Raw genomic sequence first — 25,246 nt, forward strand, 5'->3', positions numbered from 1 at the left:
CTCCCGTGTGCGGGAGAGGGCCGGGGGGAGAGTGTTCAGCTCGTTGCCTGGCTGAGCGGGAACAGCAGGTCGACGAAGCGCTCGGCCGTCGGCTGCGGTTCGTGGTTGGCCAGGCCGGCCCGTTCGTTGGCCTCGATGAACACGTAGTCGGGCTGATCGGCCGCAGGCACCAGCAGGTCGAGGCCGACCACAGGGATTTCCAGGGCGCGGGCAGCCTTGATCGCCGCGTCGCGCAGTGCCGGATGAAGAATCGCGGTGACGTCTTCCAGGGTGCCGCCGGTATGCAGGTTGGCGGTCTTGCGCACCGCCAGGCGCTGGCCGGCCGGCAGCACGCTGTCGTAGTCGAGGCCGGCACCGTGCAGGGTACGCAGGGTTTCGGCGTCCTTGGGAATGCGGCTTTCGCCGCCGGTGGCGGCCTGGCGGCGGCGGCTCTGGGCATCGATCAGCTCGCCGATGCTGTGGCGGCTATCGCCGATAATCTCCGCCGGACGGCGAATAGCGGCAGCCACCACCTCGTAGCCGATCACCAGGATGCGCAGATCGTGGCCCTGGTGATAGCTTTCCAGCAGCACGCGCTGATCGAACACGCGGGCGCGTTCGATGGCTTCCTGCACTTCAGCCGGCGTGCGCAGGTCGACTGCCACGCCCTGGCCCTGTTCGCCGTCCACCGGTTTGACCACCACCGAGCCATGTTCGGCGAGGAAGGTGGCGTTGTCCTCGGCGTTTGCGGCCAGGCGTTGCGCCGGAACGCTGAGGCCGGCACGCGACAGGGCGCGGTGGGTCAGGCGCTTGTCCTGGCACAGCGTCATGCTCACGGCGCTGGTGAGGTCGCACAGCGACTCCCGGCAACGGATGCGTCGGCCACCATGGCTGAGGGTGAACAGCCCGGCTTCGGCGTCGTCCACCTGCACCTCGATACCGCGACGCAGCGCTTCGTCGACGATGATGCGTGCGTAGGGGTTGAGTTCGGCTTGCGGGCCGGGGCCGAGAAACAGCGGCTGGTTGATGCCGTTCTTGCGCTTGAGGCTGAAGGTCTGCAGCTCGCGAAAGCCCAGCTTGGCGTAGAGCTTCTTGGCCTGCTTGTTGTCGTGCAGCACCGACAGGTCAAGGTAGCTCAGGCCACGGCTCATGCCGTGTTCGATCAGGTGGCGCACCAGCACTTCGCCGACGCCCGGGCGGCTGCACTGCGGATCGACCGCCAGGCACCAGAGGCTACTGCCGTTTTCCGGGTCATGGAAGGCGCGCTGATGGTTGAGGCCCATGACGCTGCCGATCACCGCGCCGCTGTCTTCGTCCTCCGCCAGCCAGTAGGTCGGGCCACCGTCGTTGTAGGGCGTGAGTTTGGCCGGATCGATCGGCAGCATGCCGCGGGTCTGGTACAGGCAGTTGATCGCCTGCCAGTCCGCTTCGTTCTGCGCCCGGCGAATGCGAAAGCCGCGGAAGCTGCGGCGCGCCGGACGGTAGTCGGTGAACCACAGGCGCAGCGTGTCGGAAGGGTCGAGAAACAGTTGCTGCGGCGCATGGGCCAGCACCTGGTGCGGTGCGGCGACATACAGGGCGATATCGCGCTCGCCGGGTTGCTCGGCGAGCAGCGCCTCGGCCAGCACGGTGGGGTCCGGGTAAGTGTGGCCGATCAGCAGGCGACCCCAGCCGCAATGGATGGCCTGCGGCTGGCTTGGCTGGCTGGCGTGATCTTCGGCCAGGCGCGCTTGCAGACGTTCGTAGGAGGGCGTCTGGCCGCGCAGCAGGCGTTGGTTGAAGGCAGTGGAGCGCATGGAATAGTCCCTGTCCGTGTTCACTACGTCCGGTCTGAGCCGGATCGTCATTGAGTCGCGACAAATCCCGGCTTTACCGGGCTACGACCATTGATCCTGCAAGAGCGGCCAAAAAGGCCGCTCCGTCTCAGTTACAGACCCTGCTCGCTCAGCCACAGGTTGAGCGCCGCCAACTGCCACAGCTTGGAGCCGCGCAGGGGGGTGAGCTGGCTCTCTGGGTTAGTCAACAACTGGTCGAGCATGTTCGGGTTGAACAGGCCGCGATCCTGGCTGGGGTCGAGCAGCAGGTCACGCACCCAGCCGAGGGTGGCGCCTTCCAGGTGCTTGAGACCCGGTACCGGAAAGTAACCCTTGGGCCGGTCGATCACCTCGCTGGGGATGACCTTGCGCGCCGCTTCCTTGAGCACGTACTTGCCGCCTTCAGGCAGCTTGAATTGCGCCGGAATGCGCGCCGACAGCTCGGCCACGCGGTAATCGAGGAACGGCGTGCGCGCCTCCAGGCCCCAGGCCATGGTCATGTTGTCCACGCGCTTGACCGGGTCGTCGACCAGCATCACCGTGCTGTCCAGGCGCAGCGCCTTGTCCACTGCGGCCTCGGCGCCCGGCATGGCGAAGTGCTCGCGCACGAACTCGCCGGCCATGTCGCCGGTCAGCCAGGCTGGTTGCACGCAGGCCGCATACTCGTCGTGCTCGCGGTCGAAGAAGGCTGCGCGGTAGGCGGCGAAGGCATCCTTGGCGCCATCGACCTGCGGGTACCAGTGGTAACCGGCGAACAGCTCGTCGGCGCCCTGGCCGCTCTGGACCACCTTGCAGTGCTTGGCGACTTCACGCGAGAGCAGGTAGAAGGCGATGCAGTCGTGGCTGACCATCGGCTCGCTCATGGCGCGGAAGGCCTGCGGCAGTTGATCGAGAATCTCGTGCTCGCCGATGCGCAACTGATGGTGACGAGTGGCGAAGCGCTGGGCGATCAGGTCCGAATACTGGAACTCGTCGCCACGCTCGCCGCCGGCATCCTGAAAACCGATGGAGAAGGTCAGCAGATTCTCCACGCCGGCTTCGCGCAGCAGGCCGACCAGCATGCTCGAGTCGACGCCACCGGAGAGCAGCACGCCGACGTCCACGGCGGCACGCTGACGAATGGCCACGGCTTCGCGCATGGTTTGCAGGGTCAGGTCGCGCCATTCTTCCAGGCCGTACGCCGCTTCATCGCCTTGCGGGCCGAACTGCAGCGTCCACCAGGTCTTCTGCTCGATCTTGTTATCGGCATCGATACGCATCCAGGTGGCCGGCGGCAGCTTCTCCACGCCCGCGAGGATGGTGCGCGGTGCGGGCACCACGGCATGGAAATTCAGATAGTGGTTGAGCGCGATCGGATCGAGCGTTCTAGCGATGTCGCCACCCTGCAGCAGGGCCGGCAGCGACGAGGCGAAACGCAGGCGCTCACCAGTGCGCGACAGGTACAGCGGTTTGACGCCGAGACGGTCGCGGGCGATGAACAGGCTCTGCTTGTCGCGCTCCCAGACGGCGAAGGCGAACATGCCGTTGAGCTTGGGTAGCAAGGCTTCGCCCCAGGCGTGATAGCCCTTGAGCAGTACCTCGGTGTCACCGCCGGAGAAGAAACGATAACCCAGCGCTTCCAGTTCGCTGCGCAGCTCGGGGTAGTTGTAGATGGCGCCGTTGAACACCATCGACAGGCCGAGATCGCTGTCGATCATCGGCTGGCCCGAGGCTTCGGCCAGATCCATGATCTTCAGGCGGCGGTGACCTAGGGCGATGGGGCCCTGGCTATGAAAGCCGTGGGCGTCAGGGCCGCGAGGGGCGAGGTGGTGGGTGATGCGCTCGACTGCCGCCAGGTCCGCGGGGCGTCGATCAAAACGTAGTTCTCCAGCTATTCCGCACATAATTCCTTACCGGTGTTGCCGTTGGGGAGTGGCTCGTGGCCGAGCCTTTTACACCAAAACAAGAAAATGCTTTCATGTCAAAGTGTTGGTGGTTAAGGATTGGTGTTTATGAGTGTTAAAAAAGTTCCTGCTGAAATAGATCTGTCATCTGTCATGGCCTTTGAAATGCCACTGTTCCAAGCGCTGCGGCGCCTGCAACAGGCAGGGGAAGTGCATGCCAAGCGTCTGGCCCGTTTTGGTGGGCTGACGCCCATGCAGTTGATGATCCTGCAGGTACTGGCCAGCGAGACGCGCATGACCGCCAGCGTGCTCAGCAGTCGCGTCAGCCTGACGGCCGCGACGCTTTCCGGTCTGCTCGATCGCCTCGAAGAGCACGGTTTGTTGCAGCGCCAGCGCGACGATCAGGATCGTCGACGGCAATGGCTGCTGATCAGTGACGCTGGCCGCGAGCTGATCCAGCAGGCGCCGACGCTGATGCCGCCGGAGTTCAATCAGCGTTTCGCCGTGCTCTCCGACTGGGAGCGCCACAGTCTGACGGCGGCGTTGTTGAGGGCCGCCGAGCTGTGCGGCGAAATGGACTGAGTCCGACGCGCTTTTTTCAGAAAAAATTCAAGCAGGGTGTTGACTTAGCTTCGCCACCTGCATAAAGTGCGCGCCTCGCTAAGGCACATGGGTGGTTAGCTCAGCCGGGAGAGCATCTGCCTTACAAGCAGAGGGTCGGCGGTTCGATCCCGTCACCACCCACCATAGCGAATTCGGACGTAAGTCCGGCCGACGCGCAGCGGTAGTTCAGTCGGTTAGAATACCGGCCTGTCACGCCGGGGGTCGCGGGTTCGAGTCCCGTCCGCTGCGCCATTATTTGCCAGATCGACATTTGTCGGTTTGAGATGGAAAGCCCGCCAAGGGCGCCATCGGATGCTACAGAGTTTCAAGAGTTCTTTGGACGCAAGTCCAACCGACACGCAGCGGTAGTTCAGTCGGTTAGAATACCGGCCTGTCACGCCGGGGGTCGCGGGTTCGAGTCCCGTCCGCTGCGCCATATACGAAACCCGTCGATCGCAAGATCGACGGGTTTTTTATTGCCTGTCATTCGTGCGATGGCCCTGCGGCTTTTCGTCATCTTGTCTTCATGCGGGCAACGTAGCTTGCTATCGGACAGATGACACGAGTCGGGAGAACGACAGATGGACGATTATCAGGAAGAGTTGCTCGAGCGCGATGCCTTCGATCAGGACGTGACGGACGTAGACGACGCCACCGAACTCTAGGCGTCGCCACTGGCGCGGCGTTGTGCGCGGCGATAGTCGCCCGGTGTTTGCCCAAGCCAGCGTTTGAAGGCGCGCTGGAACGCCTCGGCCGAGGCGAAGCCGAGCAGGTAGGCGATCTCGCCGAAAGCCAGCTCGGTGTCACGGATATAGGCGGTGGCCAGGTCACGTCGCGTGTCGTTGAGGATGGTGCGAAATTGTGTGCCTTCCTCGGCCAGCTTGCGCCGCAGCGTCCAGCTCGGCAGGTGCAGACTGCGTGCGACTTCATCCAGGTCCGGTTCGTGGCCGTGCAGCAATGGCCCCAGCAGCTGGATCACCCGTTCGCGCAGGCTGCGTGTGCGGGTCAGCTGATCCAGTTCACGTTCACATAATTCCACCAAATGCCGCCAGGTGCCCGGGCAGTGCTGCGGATTGCGCTGCGCCAGGACTTCATTGCCCAGGCGCAGGCGGTTGGCGCCGGCGCTGAACTCCACCGGGCAGCCGAACAGCGCCTCGTAACGCTCGCCATAGTCCGGCGCTGGAAATTCGATTTCGACCTTTTCCGGGATGACGGGGCGACCCACCACCTGGCCCAGGTTGGTTTGCCAACCGGCCAGCACCGAATCCACCACGAAGCGGTTGTAGGCGTTGTACGGACTGATGGAATAGAACTGCAGCCAGGCGCCACGGGCGTCCTCGCGAAAGTCCGAGCGGCCGCGGTAGTTGGCGGCATACAGCGGTTCGAAGCGCGTCAGCGTGCGCGCCGCTTCACGCAGATCAGGTGCCTGTGCGGCGCAGACGCCAGCCAGGCCGACCTGGCTCATGCGGCTATGGCGGCCCATGTCCAGACCCAGTGCCGGGTTGCCACACAGGGCGATGGCGCTATGGCCGAGACGCATGAAGCGCGGGATCGACAGGCGCGCGCGAGGCTCGCTCAGGCGTGCGGCATCCAGGCCGAACTGTGCCAGCAACGGCTCGGGGTCCTGGCCCTGGGCGCGCAGCGCATCGGCCAGCGCCAGGGTGAAACCGACGGAGAGGTCGCCGAGACGAACGCGTGAGGCCTTCATAACCACAGGTTGATCAGTTGGGCGCCACGTTCTTGGCTACTCCGCTCGCTGCTGCCGTCACGCAAAGCCAGCGCCTGGGACTGGCCGCTGCGCTCCCAGAGTCTGCCGCGCAGATGGACTTGCATCCCTGCGCGAATGCCGTGGGCCTGCAGTCGCTCGCCGAGCTTGGATTCGTCCGTCTGGCCGTTCAGGTCGCTGGGCATGGCCAGCAACTCGATGGCGTCGCCGTCCGCGGTCATCGCCTGCGGAAGCTGGCTGATATCGCCGCCAAGTAGCACGCCGAGACGCCCGGCGGGTGTATCCAGCACTTGCAGGGAATCTGCCTTGCCGGTGCGGAGCGCGCCGGCATCGAAGGTGTGCCGTTGTGGCTGGCCCAGCGGGTTGCCGGCCCGGTCGAATACCAGGCTGACGTTGTAGAGCGGCCCGCGCCCGACTTCGAGGCGACCCAGTTCCACTCGGGGTTCGGGCAGGACGATGGAGCCGGCCACCAAGGTGATCTGGTAGTCGCGGGCCAGGTCGCCGAACAACTGCTGGTAGTCGTGCGCCATCGATTTCGCCTTGGTCCGCAGCAGGGCGTCTTCGACGCGCGCGTCCCTTCCGGCATCCAGTAGCGCACCGAGGTAATCCAGCGGATTGGTCGCTGCCAGCCAGTGCATGGCCTCACGGCGTTCGGCGGCGCGATGGAGCTCTTGCTTCTCGCCGACGGCGAGCAGCCAGGTACCGATATGTTCGGGCAGCACGACGACGGTGCGCTGGTTGAGCAGGCCCTGATCGCGGGCGTGGTCCAGGTAGGCAGCCAGTTTCAGGCGCAGGTGGGCGAGGCTCTGGTAGTCGGCGGCGAACAGTTCCGGCTGGATGCCCAACAGGTTGCCGCGCGGGCCGGGTTGGCCGATATCGAGCACGGCCTGGCTGCGCAGGTCGGACAGGTAATGGCCGCTGGGGCGTTGCTCGATCCAGTGGGCATAGCTGCCGAGACCGGCCAGCAGGGCGAGCGAGAGCAATAGGGTGATCAGTAGGCGCATTTCGAGGTGTTCGGCTTCGTTGCGGTGCAGGTTAGGTCGGTCGAGCCACGTTGCCAAGCAGGATTGCTATTTTTGATCATTATCTTGTCAGTTTCGATCATTGAGCCTGGCTGGCAGCCTCTTTATCGTCTGGCTGCATAACCGACCGCGTGCCCATGAGACCGCGGCAATCCGTGAACTGCACCGCGATGTGGAGATATCCATGACTGCTCGTTACCCGCACCTGCTGGCCCCGCTCGACCTCGGCTTCACCACATTGAAGAACCGCACGCTGATGGGCTCCATGCACACTGGCCTGGAAGAGAAGCCGGGTGGCTTCGAGCGTATGGCGGCCTATTTCGCCGAGCGCGCCCGTGGCGGTGTCGGCCTGATGGTCACTGGCGGCATCGGTCCGAACGAGGAGGGCGGCGTGTACGCCGGCGCGGCCAAGCTGAGCACGGTCGAGGAGGCGGAGAAGCACAAGATCGTCACCCAGGCCGTGCACGAGGCCGGCGGCAAGATCTGCATGCAGATCCTGCATGCCGGGCGTTATGCCTACAGCCCGAAATCCGTGGCGCCGAGCGCCATCCAGGCGCCGATCAACCCGTTCAAGCCGCATGAGCTGGACGAGGAGGGCATCGAGAAGCAGATCGCCGACTTCGTCAATTGCGCTGCGCTGGCCCAGCAGGCCGGCTACGACGGTGTCGAGGTGATGGGCTCGGAAGGCTACTTCATCAACCAGTTCCTGGTGGCTCATACCAACCATCGCAGCGACCGCTGGGGCGGCAGCTACGAGAACCGCATGCGCCTGCCGGTGGAGATCGTCCGCCGCGTGCGTGAGGCGGTCGGGCCGAACTTCATCATCATCTATCGCCTGTCGATGCTCGACCTGGTCGAGGGCGGCAGCACTTGGGATGAGATCGTGCTGCTGGCCAAGGCCATCGAGCAGGCTGGCGCCACCCTCATCAACACCGGTATCGGCTGGCACGAGGCGCGTATCCCGACCATCGCCACCAAGGTGCCGCGCGCGGCCTTCACCAAGGTCACTGCCAAGCTCAGGGGCGAAGTCGGCATCCCGCTGATCACCACCAACCGCATCAACACCCCGGAAGTGGCCGAGCAGGTGCTGGCCGAGGGCGACGCCGACATGGTGTCGATGGCCCGGCCGTTCCTCGCCGACCCGGACTTCGTCAACAAGGCTGCCGAAGGCCGCGCGGACGAGATCAATACCTGCATCGGTTGCAACCAGGCCTGCCTGGATCACACCTTCGGCGGCAAACTGACCAGCTGCCTGGTCAACCCGCGCGCCTGCCATGAGACCGAGTTGAACTACATTCCCACTGCCGCGGTGAAGAGGATCGCCGTGGTCGGCGCCGGCCCGGCCGGCCTCGCTGCTTCCACCGTGGCAGCCGAGCGCGGTCACGACGTGACCCTGTTCGATTCGGCCAGCGAAATCGGCGGCCAGTTCAACGTGGCCAAGCGCGTGCCAGGCAAGGAGGAGTTCTTCGAGACCCTGCGCTACTTCAAGCGCAAGCTGGAGACCACCGGCGTCGATGTGCGCCTGAACACCCGCGTGTCGGTGGAGGATCTGGTCAAGGGCGGCTTCGACGAGATCATCCTGGCCACCGGTATCGCCCCGCGCACCCCGGAGATTCCGGGGATCGAGCATGCCAAGGTGATTGGATACCTGGACGCAATTCTCGAGCGCAAGCCGGTCGGCCAGAAGGTCGCGGTGATCGGCGCTGGCGGTATCGGCTTCGACGTGTCCGAGTTCATCACTCACCAGGGCAAGGCCACCAGCCTCGACCGTAACGAGTTCTGGAGGGAATGGGGTATCGATACCGCGCTCGAAGCACGTGGTGGCGTGGCAGGCATTCAGGCGCATCCGCACCCGGCGGCGCGTGAGGTGTTCCTGCTGCAGCGCAAGAAGACCAAGGTCGGCGATGGCCTGGGCAAGACCACCGGCTGGATTCACCGCACCGGCCTGAAGAACAAGAACGTGCAAATGCTCAACTCGGTCGAGTACCTCAAGGTCGATGACGCCGGCCTGCATATCCGCATCGCTGGTGGCGATGAGCAGGTGCTGCCGGTCGACACCGTGATCGTCTGCGCCGGCCAGGACCCGCTGCGTGAGCTGCAGGAAGGGTTGCAGAGCGCCGGTCAGAGCGTACATCTGGTCGGCGGGGCTGATGTCGCTGCCGAGCTCGATGCCAAGCGGGCGATCAACCAGGGTTCGCGCCTGGCGGTCGAACTCTGATCGACGCAGCGCCCCCTTAGTGCGGGTAATACTGTTCACTTAATAAACGGTCGAGCGCGATCAGTCCCCTCGCCCCTTTGGGGGAGAGGGCTAGGGAAAGGGGAAACTGGCAGTTTTGCGGTGTTTTCAGCCCTCTCCCCCGGCCCCTCTCCACTAGGCGTGCCCCGAATAAATGGGAGACGGGAGCCAAACGCGTGCAGCCCTAAGTGAAAGCATTACGCCCAGTGCGGGGCGCTGGCTATCTGGCCGACAACAACAAGGAGAAGCCGATGTCTCTCAATGCCCAGCTACAACCTGCCGTCGCAGCCGGCCTCGCACGCTGGCATCAGTTCATTGCCGCCAAGGACCTCAGCGCCTTGCCCGAACTGCTGCACCCACAGGCGGTGTTCCGCTCGCCCATGGCGCATACCCCTTATCCAGGTGCGCAGGCGGTGAATCTGATCCTCAATACGGTGCTCACGGTGTTCGAGGACTTTGCCTATCACCGTGAGCTGGCGACGGCCGACGGCCTCAATGTGGTGCTGGAATTTTCCGCTCGGGTAGGCGAGCGCGAGTTGAAAGGCATCGACATGATCCGTTTCGACGAGTCGGGACGGATCGTCGAATTCGAAGTCATGGTGCGTCCGATGAGCGGGCTGCAGGCGCTCGGCGCGGAAATGGCGCAGCGTCTGGCGCCGTTTCTCGCTGCCGCCAAGGGCTGAGATCACGCAGCCCGCCGCAGGGGCGGGCGCGTTCTCGCTATTTGAGTACGCCGACTTCGCGATAGTAGCGCTCCGCGCCGGGATGCAGCGGAATCGGCAGGCCATTGATCGCCCGCTCAAGCCTGATGGCCTTGGCGGCCGGGTGGGCGTCGGCCAGGCGGTCGAGGTTTTCGAACAGTAGCCGGGTCATCTGATAGGCCATGTCATCGGAAACGCTGGTCTGGCTCACCAGAACGTTGGTGATGGTCGCCGTCGTCACGTCGTTGGCCTGGCCCTGATAGGTGCCGGCGGGAATGATGCCTGACTGATAGGCGCCGCTGCCGATGCGCGACACCACCTGTTCCGGAATGGCGACGAAGGTGATCGGCACGCGCTCGGCCAATTCGTGAATCGCCGCCATGCCCAGGCCGGCCGACTGCAGGGTGGCATCCAGCTGGCCTTTTTCGATCAGCTCGACCGACTCGGCGTAGGGCTTGAACTGCACCTGCCCCATGTCCGCGTAGCTCAGGCCGGCGGCCTTGAAGATCGCCCGGGCGTTGAGCTCTGTGCCCGAACGTGGCGCCCCGACGGAAATACGCTTGCCGCGCAGATCTTCCAGGCTGGTAATGCCCGATGCCTGGCTGGCGACGATCTGGATGTAGTTCGGGTAGACCCCGGCGATGGCGCGTAGGCGGTCACGCGGCGCCCTGAAGCCGGCTTCCTCGTCGCCTTTCCACGCATCGGCTACCGAGTCGCCAAGGGCGAAGGCCAACTGGCCACGGGCGATCTGCAACAGGTTGAGGTTCTCCACCGAGGCTTTGGTGGCGCGCACACTGGTGGTCGAGCCTTCTATGTTCTCGCTGTACAGCTCGGACAGGCTCATGCCCAGCGGGTAATACACGCCGCTGGTGCCGCCGGTGAGGATGTTGATCGAGGCTGGATTGGCGTGAGCGTTGGGGCTGTTGGCCAGGATCGCGGCAGCGACGAACAGGCCAACACGCTTGGTTAAGCGCATGGGAAATCTCCGTTAGTTATTGTTGTTTTCTGAGCAAGGGGCGCGTCAGTGCCGTGGGGCGTGTGCCACGGCGGGAAGGGCCATCACCCAGCGGGGCGAGGAGCAAGGAGTGGCAGGGAAAGGATGGCGGAACATGGCTGACCTCTTGTCTTTTTTATCAGTCCGGCCGCGCGTCAGGGGCGCGGGCTCGGAGGGTGCCGAGCAGATCACGTGCCAGGTTGCCGCAACGCTGTTGCAGGGCGGGTGAGGCCGCTGGTGCACGTCTCGATAGGCGGATATTTGCTCGTTGGATAGGCTTGGTTGGCAATAATCCGCTGGTCGGCCGGTGTGGTCTAGCCGCTTTCGGCTGTGCGCTCCTGTCACATTTTGGTGTCAGTGGCGGCTATCCCGCCTGGCTCGCAGAGTGAGTGCCAACCCAGTCACATTGCTCCGGGTAGGTTTTCCCCTAGACTTGCCTGACCGATCAGGACGGTATATTCCCCGTGGGTTCAGAGGGTCTTCGATGAGCATGCAGAACAAGCCGCAGATGGTGGAAGCCGTGATGTTCTTCAGTGAACGCGGTATCTGCAAACAGATGATGTTCCCTGAATTCGAAGCCTTGCTCGACGGCGTGGTGAACATGCCCGAGTTCGCCGACGAAGAGATGCGCGCGGTGTTCGTGGCGATCAACCCGCGTCTGCTGGTGCGGTCGGCGGTATTCTTCCTGCTGGATTTCGACGAGGACGGCCGCCCCGACAAGGGCTGGAACATTCCTCTGCAGCATCTGGCCGAGCGCGCCGGCCGTGGCCCGGATCTCGGTGCCGGGCCGATTCGCCTGGCCTGTCGCAGCCAGTGCCCGGTGTCCTGGCACCAGATGCACCTCTGGGACCCCAGCCTGGCGCCGGGACAGAACGATCTGGTGTTGCTGCGTGATGCGGTCAAGCGCAATCAGCTCGGGCTTCTGGTCGAGGACGACAGTACCCAGGCGGTGGTTGCCGAACGTCTGCAAGTGGCCTCCGAAGACAAATGGTATGCGCCAGATCCGGCCAAGGAAGTCGCTGACCAGTTGGCGCAAAAGATGGATCAGGAGCACCGTGCCAAGACCGCGCAGCTGATTCAGCAGCAACGTCTGCGCATCACCAGCCTGACCCAGCAGCATGAGGAAGAGCTGGCCAAACTCAAGTTGGCCAGCGAGGAGCAGAGCAAGCAACTGCAGGCACAGCTGCATGGCCTGCACCAGGCGCTGCGCCAGCAGGAGGCGCTCAACGCCAATCTCAAGGCGCAACTGGCGGCTCAGGCTGAAAGCTACCAGAGCAGCCGTGAGGAAATGACGCAGCAGCTGCGTGCCCTGGAGCGCCACGGGCGTACCGAGGGCGATATTCTGCGCGCGCAGTTCGACGGCGAGGTGCGCGCCAAGGTCGCCGCGGCGGTGGCCGAATACAAGGAGCAGATCGCCGTGCGCGATGTTGAGCTGGCCTATCGCAACGAGCTGGATGCGCAACTGCAGGCAGAGATCGAGCGCCTCAAGCGTGAGCGCGATGCCTTCGCCAGCCAGGGCGGTGATCAGGTGCTGGAGCGCTTGGCCAAACTCGGCGTGGTGTTCGTGGTGTACCATCCCGGTGCCGGGCACCTGACCATTGCGCTGCAGGACGTCGCCCGCTATCAGGACAATCCCATGGCGTACGCCGCCGGCAAATGCTTCGTCTCCGAAGAACAGTATCGTCACTGGTTGGCGCATTATCAGCAGCCCAGCTGCGATGCGACCTTGCCCAGTGGTGAGCGCTGCGCCATCCCCATCGACCGCATCGACACGCCCAGTCGTTTCACCTTGGGTGATTCGAACTGCTGTACGCGGCACAAGGCGAGCAGCCGTCTGCGTACCGTCAGCTGATTTTGCCGATACACATTCCCCACTGGCGCCCAGAGGCGCCGTTGCACCCCGTGAAGCTGCCCTGGCTCGAGGCGGCCGGCGTCGAGTTGGCCTGCCTGCGCCTCGATCTGGTCGACCCGCTGGTGTCAGGCAACAAATGGTTCAAACTCGCGCCTTATCTCGAGCAAGCGGCGGGCGCAGGCGCGCAGGGGGTGATCAGCCTCGGTGGTGCACACTCCAATCATCTGCATGCGCTGGCCGCTGCGGGGCAGCGTTTTAGTTTCGCCACCGTTGGTTTGCTGCGTGGTGAAGCGCAGCGGACGCCGACCGTCGATGACCTGCAACGCATGGGTATGGAGCTGTACTGGCTGGGTTATGGCGGTTATCGCGCGCGCCATCAGCCGGATTTCTGGGCGCCCTGGCTGGAACGCTACAGCGGTTTTCAGACGATAGGCGAAGGTGGCCTGGGTTTGCCCGGTGCCCGAGGTTGCAGCACGCTGGTGGAGATGGCCGAAATACAGCTGAGCACAATCGGCTGGGACGATTTCGATGCCTGGTGGCTGGCCGCCGGGACCGGCACCACGCTGGCCGGAGTGGTGCTGGGGGAGAGGCGACGCACCGCGTTCGGTGCACTGGCCGTGCCGGGGGACCATGGCGTCGCTGCCCAGGTCGCCACGCTGCTGGAGGCGGCCGGTGAGGCGCAGCGGCGCTACCAGTTGGTCGATGCCGCGCGCGGCGGTTTTGCCCGGCTCGACGAGCCGCTGCGCCAGTTCATCCTGCACACCGAAGGTGCCGGTGATCTGCCGCTGGAGCCGGTGTATACCGGCAAGGCGCTGATGGCGCTGCGCGATTTTTGCGAGCGTGGTCAACTTGCGCGCGGCAGTCGGCTGATCTTCATTCATACTGGCGGCTTGCAGGGGCGTCGAGCGCTGATGGGCGCAGACGCCGACTACACTCAGGTCTGACCAGCGGAGCCTGGAAACCCACATGAGCGAACCCCTTACCCCCGAACAGCTGCGCAGCCTGACGCCGCTCAATGTGCTCTCCGAGCAGCAATGGCGCGAGTTGCGTAGCCAGTTGGTGCCGCAACCCCTGCTGGCCGGGCAGTTGCTGTTTCGCCAGGGGGACCAGGCGCGCCTGACCTGCTATCTGCTGGCCGGCGAGCTGCAGTTGCAGGACGCCGAGGGGCGTACGCAGACGGTTCAGGCCGGCAGCGAGATCAGCTGTCATCCATTGTCGCCGGGCTTGCCGCGTTTGCATGAGGCGCGCGCCCTCACCGACCTCAGCGTGCTGATGATCGACAGCGCTACTCTGGATCGCCTGTTGACCTGGCGTCTGGCGCATCAGGACCTGCTGCTGGCGCTGCAGCAGAGCGGCGCCGACATCGAATGGCTGGAGCGGCTGTTGGAAAACCCGCTGTTCGCCAAGGTGCCGCCGACCAACGTGCAGAACATGCTGGCTCGCCTGCAAAGAATCGAGCTTGCGGCCGGCAGCCAGGTTCTTGAAGAGGGCGCCAGCGGTGATTGCTGTTATTTCCTGGAAAGCGGTCGCGCCGAGGTGATTCGCAGTGCCGGCAGCGATCATCAGGTGCTGGCTGAACTGGAAGTGGGCGCCTGTTTCGGTGAAGAGGCGCTGCTGGCCGACCGGCCACGCAATGCCACGGTGACCATGGTCGAGGCCGGCAGTGTGCTGCGTCTGGATCGCCAGGATTTCTTCGCCCTGCTCAAGGCGCCCGTGGTGGCCGAGGTATCGCTGGGTGAGGCGGCCAGGTTGCTGGCGCAGGGCGCGCAGTGGCTCGACGTGCGCCTGTTGGAAGAATACGAGAAGGCGCATGCGCCCCAGGCCCTGCACATGCCGTTGCAGCTGCTGCGCCTGAAGGCGCGTCTGCTGGATCGATCACGCACCTATCTTTGCTATTGCGACAGCGGCAAGCGCAGCAGCAGTGCGGTGTTTCTCCTCTCGCAGCTGGGTTACAGCGTCTACGCCTTGCGTGAAGGGCTGAATGGCCTGCCGGCGGTGCAGCGCGATGCGCTGCTATGCGAAAGCGGTGCCGGGTATCTGGCGCGGTCCGGTGGGCGTACCGAGCGCAGTCGTTGAGCAGCGCTGGCTCTGGGGCAAGCGTAGCCCGGATGAAAGCCGGGGATTGCAGGCGCATGCGTCCCGGATCGCATCCGGGCTACGAGGGCGTCGGCCATTGATCGCTGACCAGAAAGATCCGCTCGACTTCTCGCCAGTCTCCCGCCCGATCCTCTTCCAGGCGTACCAATAATTGCGCCTGGGCCTCGTGCCGTAACAGGCTCAGCCATTGCTGGAACATTGCTACGGACCAGACCTCGTCAGTCTTCAGCAGCGCCGGGGCCAGCCAGGTCAGCCTTGGCAGCGGTTGCCAGCGGGCATCCGGCCTCGCCGCGGCGAAGGCGTCCCAGTCGCGCCGATGCAGCCAGCCGCCCCGACAATGTCCAGGCATCGCGCCGCGAGGCGCTGGGCAACTGCCGGGCCAGGGATAGAACAGATAGCCGCCAAGCCAGAAGGCCGGGCGGGCCTCGCTCACTTGCAGCTCGTTCAGCGGTCCCCTGGCTTCGCGCCGCGACGACAGGGGCAATTGGTGATGCGCCAGATGGCTCAGTTTCAGGTCGAGTCGATCATGGCTGCCAGGCCCGAGCCAATCGGCGGCATCACTGCTGGCGGTACCCAGATAGAACTTCACCGCCAGCTCCAGATGATGTTCGCCTTCCTCGTCGCGCAACAGCAGATCCAGCTCGCCGAGGGTGCGACCGCCGTGGCGGATCGGCACATTGGCGGCAATCACTTCGACGTCCGTTGCGGCATGCAGGGTGAACTGCCATAGGCGCTCGTAATAAAGGCCCAAACGCCGTAGCGGTTTTACCGCCAGCCAGGCGTGCAGGGCGCCGGCATCGCGGTCCTGTTGCACAAGCCAGTCTGCCAGGCGCTGCGGCTGCCGACTCCAGACACTGGCTTGCAGGGGATGACGCTGGACTTTCGTGGTCTCACCCAGCAGAGGCGGTGAGAGCAGTGCCCAGGCCAGGTCGCGTACCGCTGGGGTGCGCAGGCCGGGCAGCAGGTCATGCAGCGTGACGGAAACATTCATGGCCCGAGCATAGCGCAGTCGCAGGGCTGGTTTGCTGCGGTGCGGGCCTTTGGCCGATAATCACCCATCGTTTATCTGTCTGGCGGGAGTCCCATGGAGCAATTTCGCAATGTCGGCATCATCGGGCGCCTGGGGAGCACGCGGGTTCTGGAAACCGTGCGCCGCCTCAAGCGCTTTCTGATCGACCGCCACCTGCATGTGATTCTCGAGGACACCATCGCCGATTTGCTGCCGGGGCATGGCCTGCAGACGTCTTCGCGCAAGATGCTCGGCGAGGTTTGCGACCTGGTGATCGTCGTCGGTGGCGACGGCAGCATGCTCGGTGCGGCGCGTGCCTTGGCGCGGCACAAGGTCCCGGTGCTGGGGATCAACCGCGGCAGCCTGGGCTTTCTCACCGACATCCGCCCCGACGAGCTGGAATTGAAGGTAGCCCAGGTGCTCGAAGGCCAGTACCTGACCGAGAACCGCTTCCTGCTCGAAGCCGAGGTGCGCCGCCAGGGCGAAGCCATCGGCCAGGGCGATGCGCTCAACGATGTGGTGCTGCATCCCGGCAAATCGACGCGGATGATCGAGTTCGAGCTGTATATCGATGGCCAGTTCGTCTGCAGCCAGAAGGCCGACGGCCTGATCGTCGCCACCCCCACCGGCTCGACCGCTTATGCGTTGTCCGCTGGCGGGCCGATCATGCATCCCAAGCTCGATGCCATCGTGGTGGTGCCGATGTACCCGCACACCCTGTCCAGCCGGCCCATCGTGGTCGACGGCAACAGCGAGCTGAAGGTAGTGGTGTCCCCGGACATGACCATCTATCCGCAGGTGTCCTGCGACGGCCAGAACCATTTCACCTGCGCGCCGGGCGACACCCTGCATGTGGCCAAGAAGGCGCAGAAGCTGCGCCTGATCCATCCGCTGGATCACAACTACTACGAGGTCTGCCGCACCAAGCTCGGTTGGGGCAGCCGCCTGGGAGGACAGGACTGAATGTCCCTCGACCCCCATCGTGGTTATGACCTGATCGGTGATATCCACGGTTGTGCGCGCACACTCGAACGCCTACTCGAACGCCTGGGTTACAGCCGGCAGAGTGGCGTGTGGCGCCACCCAACGCGCATGGCGATCTTCCTCGGTGATCTGGTCGACCGCGGCCCTGGTATTCGCCAAGCCCTGCACCTGGTGCACGACATGGTGCGTGCCGGCCAGGCGCTGTGCATCATGGGCAATCACGAGTTCAATGCCCTGGGCTGGAGCACGCCGGCGCCACCGGGCAGTGGCCGCCAGTACGTGCGTGAACACAGCCCGCGCCACCAGCGCCTGATGCGCGAGACATTGGCCCAGTTCGAGGATCATCCGCAGGAATGGCGCGAATTTCTCCAGTGGTTCTACGAGATGCCGCTGTTCCTTGATGCCGGGCATTTTCGCGTCGTGCATGCCTGCTGGGACGCCGAGCTGATCGCGCCGTTCCAGGCGCAGTTCCCCGATGGCTGTATCGACGAGCACTTCCTGCAGGCCTCGGCCGTGCCCGGCAGTTTCGCCAACATGGCGCTCGATCGCCTGCTGCGTGGCACCGACATGCGCCTGCCGCATGGCCTGACGCTGACCAGCGGTGATGGTTTCACCCGCTCCTATTTCCGCACCAAGTTCTGGGAAGAAGACCCACAGACCTACGGCGATATCGTCTTCCAGCCCGATGCCTTGCCGGAACTGGCGGCGCAAACACCCCTGACCGAACTGCAGAAGGATGCGCTGCTCAGGTATGGCGCGCACGAGCCGCTGCTGTTCGTCGGCCATTACTGGCGACGTGGCAAGCCGGCACCGATTCGAGCGAACCTGGCCTGCCTGGACTACAGCGCAGTGGTCGGAGGTCGTCTGGTGGCTTACCGCCTGGATCAGGAAACGCGTCTGGATGCGGGTAAATTCGTCTGGGTCGATGTCGACCCGCAAGAGGCGCCGCGATGACGGCCGTGGTCGTACTGCGTTTGCCGCTGGACGCTGATTTAAGCGGTTTCGTCGCGTTGCTGCAGCGCCTGCGCGTGCCGCACCGGGTGGCGGAAGAGGGCGGACAGCAGGTGCTCTGGGTGCCGGGGCAGGAGCTCGCCGAACAGGTGCGCGAACTTTACGCACGTCACCCGCAGGGCGATGCGGGGGCGCAATTGCCGCCCAGCCCGCTACCGGCGCGCGAGGGGTTCGTTGCCCAGTTGCGGCGTAGCCCGGTGACGGCCCTGGTGCTGCTGAGCACCTTTATCGTGTTCGCCGTGACGCTGGCGGGCGAGAATATTTCCACCATTCGCTGGCTGAGCTTCGTCGACTTTCGTATCGACGGCGAGCACATCTATCTCACCTATCTGGACGCCACGCTCGACAGCGGCCAGTGGTGGCGATTGATCTCACCGATGCTGATCCACTTCGGCTGGCTGCACCTGGCGATGAACAGCCTGTGGTACTGGGAGCTGGGCCGGCGCATCGAATTTCGCCAGGGCGCGATCGGCCTGCTTGGCCTGACCCTGCTGTTCGGCCTCGCCTCGAATTTCGCCCAGTACTGGTGGGCCGGGCCGTCCTTGTTCGGTGGCTTGTCGGGCGTGCTCTACGGCCTGCTCGGGCATTGCTGGATCTACCAGCGCCTGGCGCCGAATCCGGCCTATCGCCTGCCACCCGGCGTGCTGGTGATGATGCTGGCCTGGCTGGCGATCTGCATGACCGGCATCTTCGAACTGCTGCAATTCGGCGCCATCGCCAATGCCGCGCATGTCGGCGGTCTTCTCACCGGCTGCCTGACCGGGCTGCTTGGCGGTATGCTGGCCAGACGCTGATATGAACGCCTGTTTCGCTGTAGGCGGGTAGTCCGCCGCAGCAGTGTTTTTGCGGGTTTTACCCGCCCTACGATTGACCTGGAGACCCTTATGTCGTCCTTTCTCGATGCGATTGAAAACATCACCCCGGAAATCTACGAGAGCCTCAAGCTGGCCGTGGAAATCGGCAAGTGGCCTGATGGCCGCAAGCTGACCCAGGAGCAGAAGGAACTGAGCCTGCAGGCAATGATTGCCTGGGAAATGCAGAACCTGCCGGAAGATCAGCGCACCGGCTACATGGGCCCGCAGGAGTGCCAATCCAAGTCCGAGCCGGTACCGAACCTGCTGTTCAAGTCCACGGATACCCTGCACTGATGAGCGAGTTGGGACGTGGCTCGCTGAGCAAGATGAAGGCGCGCCTGGACGCGCCGGTGCAATATGCGTTTCGCCTCGGCGAAGAAGAGGTGCCGGTCAACCCGTTGGTGGGCAAGAGCCTGCGCCTGGAGTATCTCGGCGCCATTCACTGCTCGCACTGCGGGCGCAAGACCAAAACCAGCTTCAGCCAGGGCTATTGCTACCCCTGCATGCAGAAACTGGCGCAATGCGATATCTGCATCATGAGCCCGGAGAGGTGTCACTTCGACCAGGGCACTTGCCGCGAGCCGAGCTGGGGCGAGCAGTTCTGCATGACCGATCACATCGTCTACCTGGCCAACTCCAGTGGCGTGAAGGTCGGCATCACTCGCGCCAGTCAAATTCCGACGCGATGGATCGATCAGGGCGCGACCCAGGCGCTGCCCATCCTGCGCGTGGCCACCCGGCAGCAATCCGGCTTCGTCGAGGATCTGCTGCGTAGCCAGGTGGCTGACAAGACCAACTGGCGTGCCTTGCTCAAGGGCGATGCGGCGCCGGTCGACCTGATCGCGATCCGCGAGCAGCTGTTCGACAGCTGTGGCGCGGGTATCGCCGAATTGCAGCAGCGTTTCGGCCTGCAGGCCATCCAGCCGCTGAGCGCGGCCGAGGTGCAGGCGATTCGTTACCCCATCGAGGCCTATCCGGCCAAGATCAGCAGTTTCAATCTGGACAAGCTGCCCCTGGCCGAGGGTACTCTGCTCGGTATCAAGGGCCAGTACCTGATGTTCGACACCGGCGTGATCAATATCCGCAAGTACACCGCCTATCAGCTGGCCGTCCACGAGATCGCCGCCTGACCCTAACTTGCAGCTTGAAGCTTGCCGCTTGAAGCTGCCTCGAAGAGGCCTTCGCCATGCGCACCGAACAATCCAAGACCATCTATCTGAAGGACTATCAGGTTCCCGATTACCTGATCGACGAGACCCACCTGACCTTCGAACTGTTCGAGGATCACAGCCTGGTGCATGCGCAGCTGGTCATGCGTCGCAACCCGGAAGCCGGCGCCGGCCTGCCCAAGCTTGTGCTCGATGGCCAGCAACTGGAACTGCTGGAGCTCAATCTCGACGACCGTGAGCTGGGCGCGGCCGATTACACGCTGACCGACAGCCACCTGACTCTGCAACCGACTCAGGAACGCTTCGTGGTCGACAGCAGCGTGCGCATCCACCCCGAGAGCAACACCGCGCTGGAAGGCCTGTACAAGTCCGGCAAGATGTTCTGCACCCAGTGCGAGGCCGAGGGCTTTCGCAAGATCACCTTCTACCTCGACCGCCCGGATGTGATGAGCAAGTTCACCACCACGCTCAGCGCCGAGCAGCATGCCTACCCGGTGCTGCTGTCCAACGGCAATCCGATTGCCAGCGGCTCGGAAGAGGGCGGTCGCCATTGGGCCACTTGGGAAGATCCGTTCAAGAAACCGGCCTACCTGTTCGCGCTGGTCGCCGGTGATCTCTGGTGCGTGGAAGATAGCTTCACCACCATGAGCAACCGTGAAGTGGCGCTGCGCATCTACGTCGAGCCGGAGAACATCGACAAGGTGCAGCACGCCATGGACAGCCTCAAGCGCTCGATGAAGTGGGACGAGGAGGTCTACGGCCGCGAGTACGACCTGGATATCTTCATGATCGTCGCGGTCAACGACTTCAACATGGGCGCCATGGAGAACAAGGGCCTCAACATCTTCAACTCCAGCTGCGTGCTGGCCAAGGCCGAGACCGCAACCGATGCTGCGCACCAGCGCGTCGAAGCGGTGGTGGCGCACGAGTACTTCCACAACTGGTCGGGCAACCGCGTGACCTGCCGCGACTGGTTCCAGCTGTCGCTCAAGGAAGGCTTCACCGTGTTCCGCGACAGCGAGTTCTCTGCCGATACCCACTCGCGCACGGTCAAACGCATCGAGGACGTGGCCTACCTGCGCACTCATCAGTTCGCCGAGGACGCCGGCCCCATGGCCCACCCGGTGCGTCCGGACGCGTACATGGAAATTTCCAACTTCTACACCCTGACCATCTACGAGAAGGGTTCAGAAGTGCTGCGCATGATCCACACCCTGCTCGGGCCGGAGCTGTTCCGCAAAGGTTCTGATCTGTACTTCGAGCGCCATGACGGCCAGGCCGTGACCTGCGACGACTTCGTCAAGGCCATGGAAGATGCCAGCGGTATCGATCTGACCCAGTTCAAGCGCTGGTACACCCAGGCCGGCACGCCGCGCCTCGACGTCAGCGAAGCCTATGACGCCGCCGCGCAGACCTACAGCCTGACCTTCCGTCAGAGCTGCCCGGCCACACCGGGGCAGAGCGAGAAGCTGCCGTTCGTGATTCCGGTTGCGCTTGGCCTGCTCGATGCGCAGGGCAATGAACTGCCGCTACGCCTGCAGGGCGAGAGCGGCGCGCAGGGCACCAGTCGCGTACTGTCGGTGACCGAGGCCGAGCAGACCTTCACCTTCGAAGGCATTGCCGAAAAACCACTGCCGTCTCTGCTGCGCGGCTTCAGCGCGCCGATCAAGCTCAGCTTCCCCTATGACCGCGACCAGCTGATGTTCCTCATGCAGCACGATTCCGACGGTTTCAACCGCTGGGAAGCCGGGCAGCAGTTGTCGGTGCAGGTACTGCAGGAATTGATTGGCCAACACCAGCGCGGAGAGGCCCTGGTGCTGGATCAGCGCCTGGTCGCCGCGCTGCGCACTCTGCTCGAGGACGATTCGCTGGATCAGGCCATGGTCGCGGAAATGCTATCGCTGCCGGGTGAGGCGTATCTCACCGAGATCAGTGAAGTGGCGGATGTCGAGGCCATCCACGCCGCGCGCGAGTTCGTCCGCAAGGCGTTGGCCGACGCACTGTTCGCGCCGCTGTGGGCGCGTTACCAGACCAATCGCGAAGCATCCAAAACCACGCCGTACGTGGCCGAGGCGGCGCACTTTGCGCGGCGCAGCCTGCAGAACATCGCGTTGTCCTACCTGATGCTCAGCGAGAAAACGGAGGTGCTGGCGGCCTGCGTCGACCAGTTCGAGAACGCCGACAACATGACCGAGCGCCTTGCCGCGCTGGCCGTGCTGGTCAATTCGCCGTTCCAGGAGGAGCAGAGCAAGGCCCTGGCGATGTTCGCCGACTTCTTCAAGGACAATCCGCTAGTGATGGATCAGTGGTTCAGCGTGCAGGCCGGTTGCCCGCTGCCGGGAGGCCTAGAGCGTGTGCATGCACTGATGCAGCACGAAACCTTCACCCTGAAGAATCCGAACAAGGTGCGTGCGCTGATCGGCGCTTTCGCCAACCAGAACCTGATCAACTTTCACCGCGCCGACGGGGCGGGCTACCGCTTTCTTGCCGACCAGGTGATCACCCTCAATGCGCTTAACCCGCAGATCGCTTCGCGCCTGCTGGCGCCGCTGACCCGCTGGCGCAAATACGGTGCGGCGCGTCAGGCACTGATGAAGGCCGAGCTGGAGCGCATCCTCGCCTCCGGTGAGCTGTCCAGCGATGTCTATGAAGTGGTGAGCAAGAGCCTGGCCTAAGGCTGATGCCGCTTAGGTAAGGCTGCGGAAGCTGTGTTTCGTAGGAGCCCCGCCCCGGGGCGAAGCTTTTCAGGTTCGCGGCGAGGCGCCGCTCCTACACACTCGGTACGTCGACGCTTGACTGGTTGGCTTTAAGCCTGAAACGGGTTTTGCTCCACAAAAAAAGTGTTACCGACCTCTGGTTGGTAACACTTTTTTGTTACCCAATGAAATATGCATGCAGTCCGTTATGCCTTTGCACGCTTAAGTTCGGGCTTCGTCGCTTGACAGCGAGGTGATATTCATCACCCAACTGCGCTGCGAGGCGCGTGGTGATTGGCATAAAGCGTCGGATCGTAGGACAAAGTGCGCCACTTTTTCTGGTCTTTTGGTCAGTGGCTGATCAGTCACGAAAAGAAATCCGGCAATCGCTCTGCAAGGCGCTTTTGCGCTGATACAAGTGTTTGAATTGGCACTATGGTTGCAGTGCCGAGCAGGACTTGACCGCGTGCAAGCTCTCGCTGGTCGTTGGAACACGTCGCTACAAAATAAAAACACAAGCCGTCGCCAGTACGGCATATCGCGACCCGGATTCGGGATCGCTCAAAAGAATGATCTGTCCACGGAGTGAGTCTCGATGGAAATTAAGTCCCGCAAGCCCGTTCTACGTTTTGCCCCGGCCAAGGCCGGCTTTGCGTTCGCTGGTGTTCTGCCGTTGCTGGTCGCCGCCCAGGCTCATGCGGTGGAGTTCAGCTTCGCCGATAACGAAATCACCGGCTCCCTCGATACCACCATCTCCTACGGTCAACTATGGCGCGTACAAGGCCAGGACAAGACCAACAACGACATCAACACCAACGATGGCAACCGCAACTTCGATACCGGCCTGGTTTCCGAAGTGTTCAAGATCACCAGTGACCTGGAAGCGTCCTATCAGAATTACGGTGTCTTTATCCGTGGTACTGCGTTCTATGACACCCAGATCATGGACAAGCGCAACGATTACTATGACGCCAACACTCCGGCTCAGCCGAGCCAAAGCTATCCGCGCGATAACACCTTCACACGTGAAACCCGCCACAAGGCTGGTCGTGACGCGCAGATTCTTGACGCCTACGTCTATGGCAACTGGGACGTGGCCAACATGCCGGTCTCCGGTCGTTTCGGTAAGCAGGTATTCAACTGGGGTGAAGGTTTGTACTACCGCGGTGGGGTGAACACCACCAACCCGGTCGATGCTGCCAAGTTCCGCCTTCCAGGGTCCGAAGTGAAAGAAGTATTGGTGCCGGTCGAGGCTTTGAGCTTCAACATCGGTTTGACCGATAACTTGTCGATGGAAGCGTTCTACCAGTTCAACTGGAAAGAGTCTGCTATCGATCCGGTCGGGACTTATTTTTCGGAGACGGATCTGTTCGCTGATGGCGGTAGTGCTGCATACAACGAGAGTGGTGACTTAGCTACCGCGTTGGCGCCTAATGCCGCTTTTGGTGGTATGTCCTTGTATCAAGCCTCTGTTATGAACCCCGCTTACGGTTTGAGCGGTAGCTCATTTGCCGATGCAAATGCATTTAAAGTAGCTTCTATCAAGAAGGATCTGAATGCTAAGAATGACGGGCAGTTTGGTGTGGCGTTTCGTTATATAGCGGAAGAGCTGAATTCGACGGAATTTGGTTTTTATTTTGTCAACTACCATGCCAAAGAGCCTGCGATCTACGCTCAGCTTGATGGGGCTTATGCTGGGCTAACTCCTGCGCAGTTTGGTGCTTTGGTCGCCAGTGCTCCGGTGCAGGGGGCGGCTGGCGGTGATCCTGCACTTGCGCAGCAGATTGCTGGCGGTTTGGTCTCGGTTGACGTGGCCAATCAAATTCAAGCAAGCCGCCAATATGCCGAAGACATCAGGATGATGGGGCTGAGCTTCAATACCACTGTGGGCAATGCGTCGGTATTCGGTGAGTTTTCCTATCGTCCCAACCTGCCGATTGGTATAGCCACAACTAACGACCTGTTGGGGCAAGTTCTCCAGCAAGCGCCACAGATCGCTTTGGGGCAGCAGGTGCAAGTGGGGGGGCAGACTGTAAGTCTGGGTAATCGTCGCTTGAGCAACTATGAACGTGTTGAGGCTTTTAACACGTCCATTGGCAGTATCTACAACTTTGGCCCGTCACTGGGCTTCGACTCCCTTTTTGGTGTTGCTGAGCTCGGTTCTGAACATATTCGTGGCAGCGATCTGAAGTACACAGACTTCCAGGGTAACGTGCGCTACTACTCCGGACGTGCGAACGGTTCCTATATCTCCGGCTATGACCGCGACGACCAGATCAACAAGAACTCCTACGGCTATACCCTGGTGCTCTCCGGCACCTGGAACGACGTCTACGCCGGCGTAAACCTGTCGCCGTTCGCCGTGTTCAAGCACGACTTCGAAGGCAACTCGCACCAGACCGGTAACTTTATCGAAGGTCGCAAGGCTTACACCGTCGGTATGCGCGCCAGCTATCTGAACAGCCTGGAAGCCGAGATCCAGTACACCGAGTTCTATGGCGCAGGCCAGAACAACGGTGCGCGTGATCGCGACAATATCGGCGTCAACGTCAAGTACTCCTTCTAATAACCAAAATCGGAAAGAACGCCGGGCGCTTGCGGGCGCCCGTCACGACT

At 63.0% G+C, this 25,246-nt stretch carries 19 protein-coding genes and 3 tRNA genes; 16 read left to right on the forward strand and 6 right to left on the reverse strand.

Features of this window, described 5'->3' with window-relative positions; genetic code table 11:
• Positions 1-35: 35 nt before the first annotated feature.
• Both ngg and B2U07_RS20885 read right to left on the reverse strand, forming a co-directional pair.
• Positions 36-1,775, reverse strand: a complete 1,740-nt coding sequence (ngg, locus tag B2U07_RS20880) for an N-acetylglutaminylglutamine synthetase (RefSeq protein WP_275546261.1) — start codon at positions 1,773-1,775, stop codon at positions 36-38.
• 131 nt (positions 1,776-1,906) lie between these two features.
• Entirely contained in the window at positions 1,907-3,676 is a 1,770-nt protein-coding gene (locus B2U07_RS20885) for an N-acetylglutaminylglutamine amidotransferase (protein ID WP_296277713.1), read from the reverse strand.
• A 108-nt stretch (positions 3,677-3,784) separates the two neighbouring features.
• Here B2U07_RS20885 and B2U07_RS20890 point away from each other — a divergent pair, with 108 nt between their 5' ends.
• The 4 genes from B2U07_RS20890 to B2U07_RS20905 all read left to right on the forward strand — a co-directional run bounded on the left by B2U07_RS20890 (position 3,785) and on the right by B2U07_RS20905 (position 4,715).
• Positions 3,785-4,258 (forward strand): MarR family winged helix-turn-helix transcriptional regulator, encoded by a 474-nt coding sequence (locus tag B2U07_RS20890; protein WP_296277715.1) that lies wholly within the window; start codon positions 3,785-3,787, stop codon positions 4,256-4,258.
• Between the two features lie 89 nt (positions 4,259-4,347).
• Positions 4,348-4,423, forward strand: a tRNA-Val gene (locus B2U07_RS20895).
• Between the two features lie 31 nt (positions 4,424-4,454).
• Positions 4,455-4,531 (forward strand) — tRNA-Asp (locus tag B2U07_RS20900).
• A 107-nt stretch (positions 4,532-4,638) separates the two neighbouring features.
• Positions 4,639-4,715: transfer RNA gene (locus tag B2U07_RS20905), tRNA-Asp, on the forward strand.
• Positions 4,716-4,940: 225 nt separating this feature from the next.
• On the opposite strand, the gene B2U07_RS20910 is transcribed toward B2U07_RS20905, so the two are convergent.
• Both B2U07_RS20910 and B2U07_RS20915 read right to left on the reverse strand, forming a co-directional pair.
• Complete coding sequence (locus B2U07_RS20910) at positions 4,941-5,987, reverse strand: AraC family transcriptional regulator (RefSeq protein WP_296277717.1); 1,047 nt, start codon at positions 5,985-5,987, stop codon at positions 4,941-4,943.
• The gene (locus B2U07_RS20915) at positions 5,984-7,009 is read right to left on the reverse strand and encodes a carbon-nitrogen hydrolase family protein (protein ID WP_296278054.1); all 1,026 of its coding nucleotides are present in this window, start codon (positions 7,007-7,009) and stop codon (positions 5,984-5,986) included. The genes B2U07_RS20910 and B2U07_RS20915 overlap by 4 nt, the downstream gene beginning before the upstream one ends.
• Before the next feature lie 202 nt (positions 7,010-7,211).
• Here B2U07_RS20915 and B2U07_RS20920 point away from each other — a divergent pair, with 202 nt between their 5' ends.
• Positions 7,212-9,245, forward strand: coding sequence for an NADPH-dependent 2,4-dienoyl-CoA reductase (locus B2U07_RS20920; RefSeq protein ID WP_296277718.1), 2,034 nt, complete (start codon positions 7,212-7,214; stop codon positions 9,243-9,245).
• 269 nt (positions 9,246-9,514) lie between these two features.
• Positions 9,515-9,946, forward strand: coding sequence for a nuclear transport factor 2 family protein (locus B2U07_RS20925; protein WP_275546257.1), 432 nt, complete (start codon positions 9,515-9,517; stop codon positions 9,944-9,946).
• A gap of 37 nt (positions 9,947-9,983) precedes the next feature.
• Here B2U07_RS20925 and B2U07_RS20930 read toward each other — a convergent pair whose 3' ends face one another.
• The gene (locus B2U07_RS20930; RefSeq protein ID WP_275546256.1) at positions 9,984-10,940 is read right to left on the reverse strand and encodes a TAXI family TRAP transporter solute-binding subunit; all 957 of its coding nucleotides are present in this window, start codon (positions 10,938-10,940) and stop codon (positions 9,984-9,986) included.
• Between the two features lie 502 nt (positions 10,941-11,442).
• On the opposite strand from B2U07_RS20930, the gene B2U07_RS20935 reads away from it, so the two are divergent.
• Genes B2U07_RS20935 through B2U07_RS20945 form a run of 3 tightly spaced genes read left to right on the forward strand, consistent with a single transcriptional unit; the run spans position 11,443 to position 14,886 of the window.
• Positions 11,443-12,810, forward strand: coding sequence for a chromosome partitioning protein ParA (locus B2U07_RS20935; protein ID WP_296277719.1), 1,368 nt, complete (start codon positions 11,443-11,445; stop codon positions 12,808-12,810).
• Positions 12,811-12,812: 2 nt separating this feature from the next.
• The gene (locus B2U07_RS20940; protein ID WP_419096370.1) at positions 12,813-13,754 is read left to right on the forward strand and encodes a 1-aminocyclopropane-1-carboxylate deaminase/D-cysteine desulfhydrase; all 942 of its coding nucleotides are present in this window, start codon (positions 12,813-12,815) and stop codon (positions 13,752-13,754) included.
• 22 nt (positions 13,755-13,776) lie between these two features.
• Positions 13,777-14,886: a cyclic nucleotide-binding domain-containing protein gene (locus B2U07_RS20945; protein WP_296277720.1), complete on the forward strand. Its 1,110-nt coding sequence runs from the start codon at positions 13,777-13,779 to the stop codon at positions 14,884-14,886.
• Positions 14,887-14,965: 79 nt separating this feature from the next.
• On the opposite strand, the gene B2U07_RS20950 is transcribed toward B2U07_RS20945, so the two are convergent.
• Positions 14,966-15,898, reverse strand: coding sequence for a DUF1853 family protein (locus B2U07_RS20950; RefSeq protein WP_275546252.1), 933 nt, complete (start codon positions 15,896-15,898; stop codon positions 14,966-14,968).
• Positions 15,899-15,991: 93 nt separating this feature from the next.
• Here B2U07_RS20950 and B2U07_RS20955 point away from each other — a divergent pair, with 93 nt between their 5' ends.
• The 7 genes from B2U07_RS20955 to B2U07_RS20985 all read left to right on the forward strand — a co-directional run bounded on the left by B2U07_RS20955 (position 15,992) and on the right by B2U07_RS20985 (position 25,196).
• Positions 15,992-16,879, forward strand: a complete 888-nt coding sequence (locus B2U07_RS20955) for an NAD(+) kinase (protein WP_090432834.1) — start codon at positions 15,992-15,994, stop codon at positions 16,877-16,879.
• Entirely contained in the window at positions 16,880-17,854 is a 975-nt protein-coding gene (locus B2U07_RS20960) for a metallophosphoesterase (protein WP_296277725.1), read from the forward strand.
• The gene (locus B2U07_RS20965; RefSeq protein ID WP_296277727.1) at positions 17,851-18,705 is read left to right on the forward strand and encodes a rhomboid family intramembrane serine protease; all 855 of its coding nucleotides are present in this window, start codon (positions 17,851-17,853) and stop codon (positions 18,703-18,705) included. The genes B2U07_RS20960 and B2U07_RS20965 overlap by 4 nt, the downstream gene beginning before the upstream one ends.
• Before the next feature lie 90 nt (positions 18,706-18,795).
• Positions 18,796-19,059: a YeaC family protein gene (locus B2U07_RS20970; RefSeq protein WP_296277729.1), complete on the forward strand. Its 264-nt coding sequence runs from the start codon at positions 18,796-18,798 to the stop codon at positions 19,057-19,059.
• The gene (locus B2U07_RS20975; protein ID WP_296277731.1) at positions 19,059-19,895 is read left to right on the forward strand and encodes a DUF2797 domain-containing protein; all 837 of its coding nucleotides are present in this window, start codon (positions 19,059-19,061) and stop codon (positions 19,893-19,895) included. The genes B2U07_RS20970 and B2U07_RS20975 overlap by 1 nt, the downstream gene beginning before the upstream one ends.
• Positions 19,896-19,951: 56 nt before the next feature.
• Positions 19,952-22,609, forward strand: a complete 2,658-nt coding sequence (gene pepN / locus B2U07_RS20980) for an aminopeptidase N (protein ID WP_296277732.1) — start codon at positions 19,952-19,954, stop codon at positions 22,607-22,609.
• A 616-nt stretch (positions 22,610-23,225) separates the two neighbouring features.
• Positions 23,226-25,196: a DUF1302 domain-containing protein gene (locus tag B2U07_RS20985; RefSeq protein ID WP_296277734.1), complete on the forward strand. Its 1,971-nt coding sequence runs from the start codon at positions 23,226-23,228 to the stop codon at positions 25,194-25,196.
• The last annotated feature ends 50 nt before the right edge of the window (positions 25,197-25,246 follow it).

This window comes from Pseudomonas sp. UBA7530 (assembly GCF_002479365.1).
Taxonomy (GTDB): domain Bacteria; phylum Pseudomonadota; class Gammaproteobacteria; order Pseudomonadales; family Pseudomonadaceae; genus Aquipseudomonas.

Coding starts and splice junctions, on each gene's coding strand:
- B2U07_RS20950 (WP_275546252.1), bottom strand. CDS start 15,898: ATGAATGTTTCCGTCACGCTGCATGACCTGCTGCCCGGCCTGCGCACC.
- B2U07_RS20975 (WP_296277731.1), top strand. CDS start 19,059: ATGAGCGAGTTGGGACGTGGCTCGCTGAGCAAGATGAAGGCGCGCCTG.
- B2U07_RS20935 (WP_296277719.1), top strand. CDS start 11,443: ATGAGCATGCAGAACAAGCCGCAGATGGTGGAAGCCGTGATGTTCTTC.
- B2U07_RS20965 (WP_296277727.1), top strand. CDS start 17,851: ATGACGGCCGTGGTCGTACTGCGTTTGCCGCTGGACGCTGATTTAAGC.
- B2U07_RS20925 (WP_275546257.1), top strand. CDS start 9,515: ATGTCTCTCAATGCCCAGCTACAACCTGCCGTCGCAGCCGGCCTCGCA.
- B2U07_RS20920 (WP_296277718.1), top strand. CDS start 7,212: ATGACTGCTCGTTACCCGCACCTGCTGGCCCCGCTCGACCTCGGCTTC.
- B2U07_RS20985 (WP_296277734.1), top strand. CDS start 23,226: ATGGAAATTAAGTCCCGCAAGCCCGTTCTACGTTTTGCCCCGGCCAAG.
- B2U07_RS20970 (WP_296277729.1), top strand. CDS start 18,796: ATGTCGTCCTTTCTCGATGCGATTGAAAACATCACCCCGGAAATCTAC.
- pepN (WP_296277732.1), top strand. CDS start 19,952: ATGCGCACCGAACAATCCAAGACCATCTATCTGAAGGACTATCAGGTT.
- B2U07_RS20930 (WP_275546256.1), bottom strand. CDS start 10,940: ATGCGCTTAACCAAGCGTGTTGGCCTGTTCGTCGCTGCCGCGATCCTG.
- B2U07_RS20915 (WP_296278054.1), bottom strand. CDS start 7,009: ATGCGCCTACTGATCACCCTATTGCTCTCGCTCGCCCTGCTGGCCGGT.
- B2U07_RS20955 (WP_090432834.1), top strand. CDS start 15,992: ATGGAGCAATTTCGCAATGTCGGCATCATCGGGCGCCTGGGGAGCACG.
- ngg (WP_275546261.1), bottom strand. CDS start 1,775: ATGCGCTCCACTGCCTTCAACCAACGCCTGCTGCGCGGCCAGACGCCC.
- B2U07_RS20910 (WP_296277717.1), bottom strand. CDS start 5,987: ATGAAGGCCTCACGCGTTCGTCTCGGCGACCTCTCCGTCGGTTTCACC.
- B2U07_RS20945 (WP_296277720.1), top strand. CDS start 13,777: ATGAGCGAACCCCTTACCCCCGAACAGCTGCGCAGCCTGACGCCGCTC.
- B2U07_RS20885 (WP_296277713.1), bottom strand. CDS start 3,676: ATGTGCGGAATAGCTGGAGAACTACGTTTTGATCGACGCCCCGCGGAC.
- B2U07_RS20960 (WP_296277725.1), top strand. CDS start 16,880: ATGTCCCTCGACCCCCATCGTGGTTATGACCTGATCGGTGATATCCAC.
- B2U07_RS20890 (WP_296277715.1), top strand. CDS start 3,785: ATGAGTGTTAAAAAAGTTCCTGCTGAAATAGATCTGTCATCTGTCATG.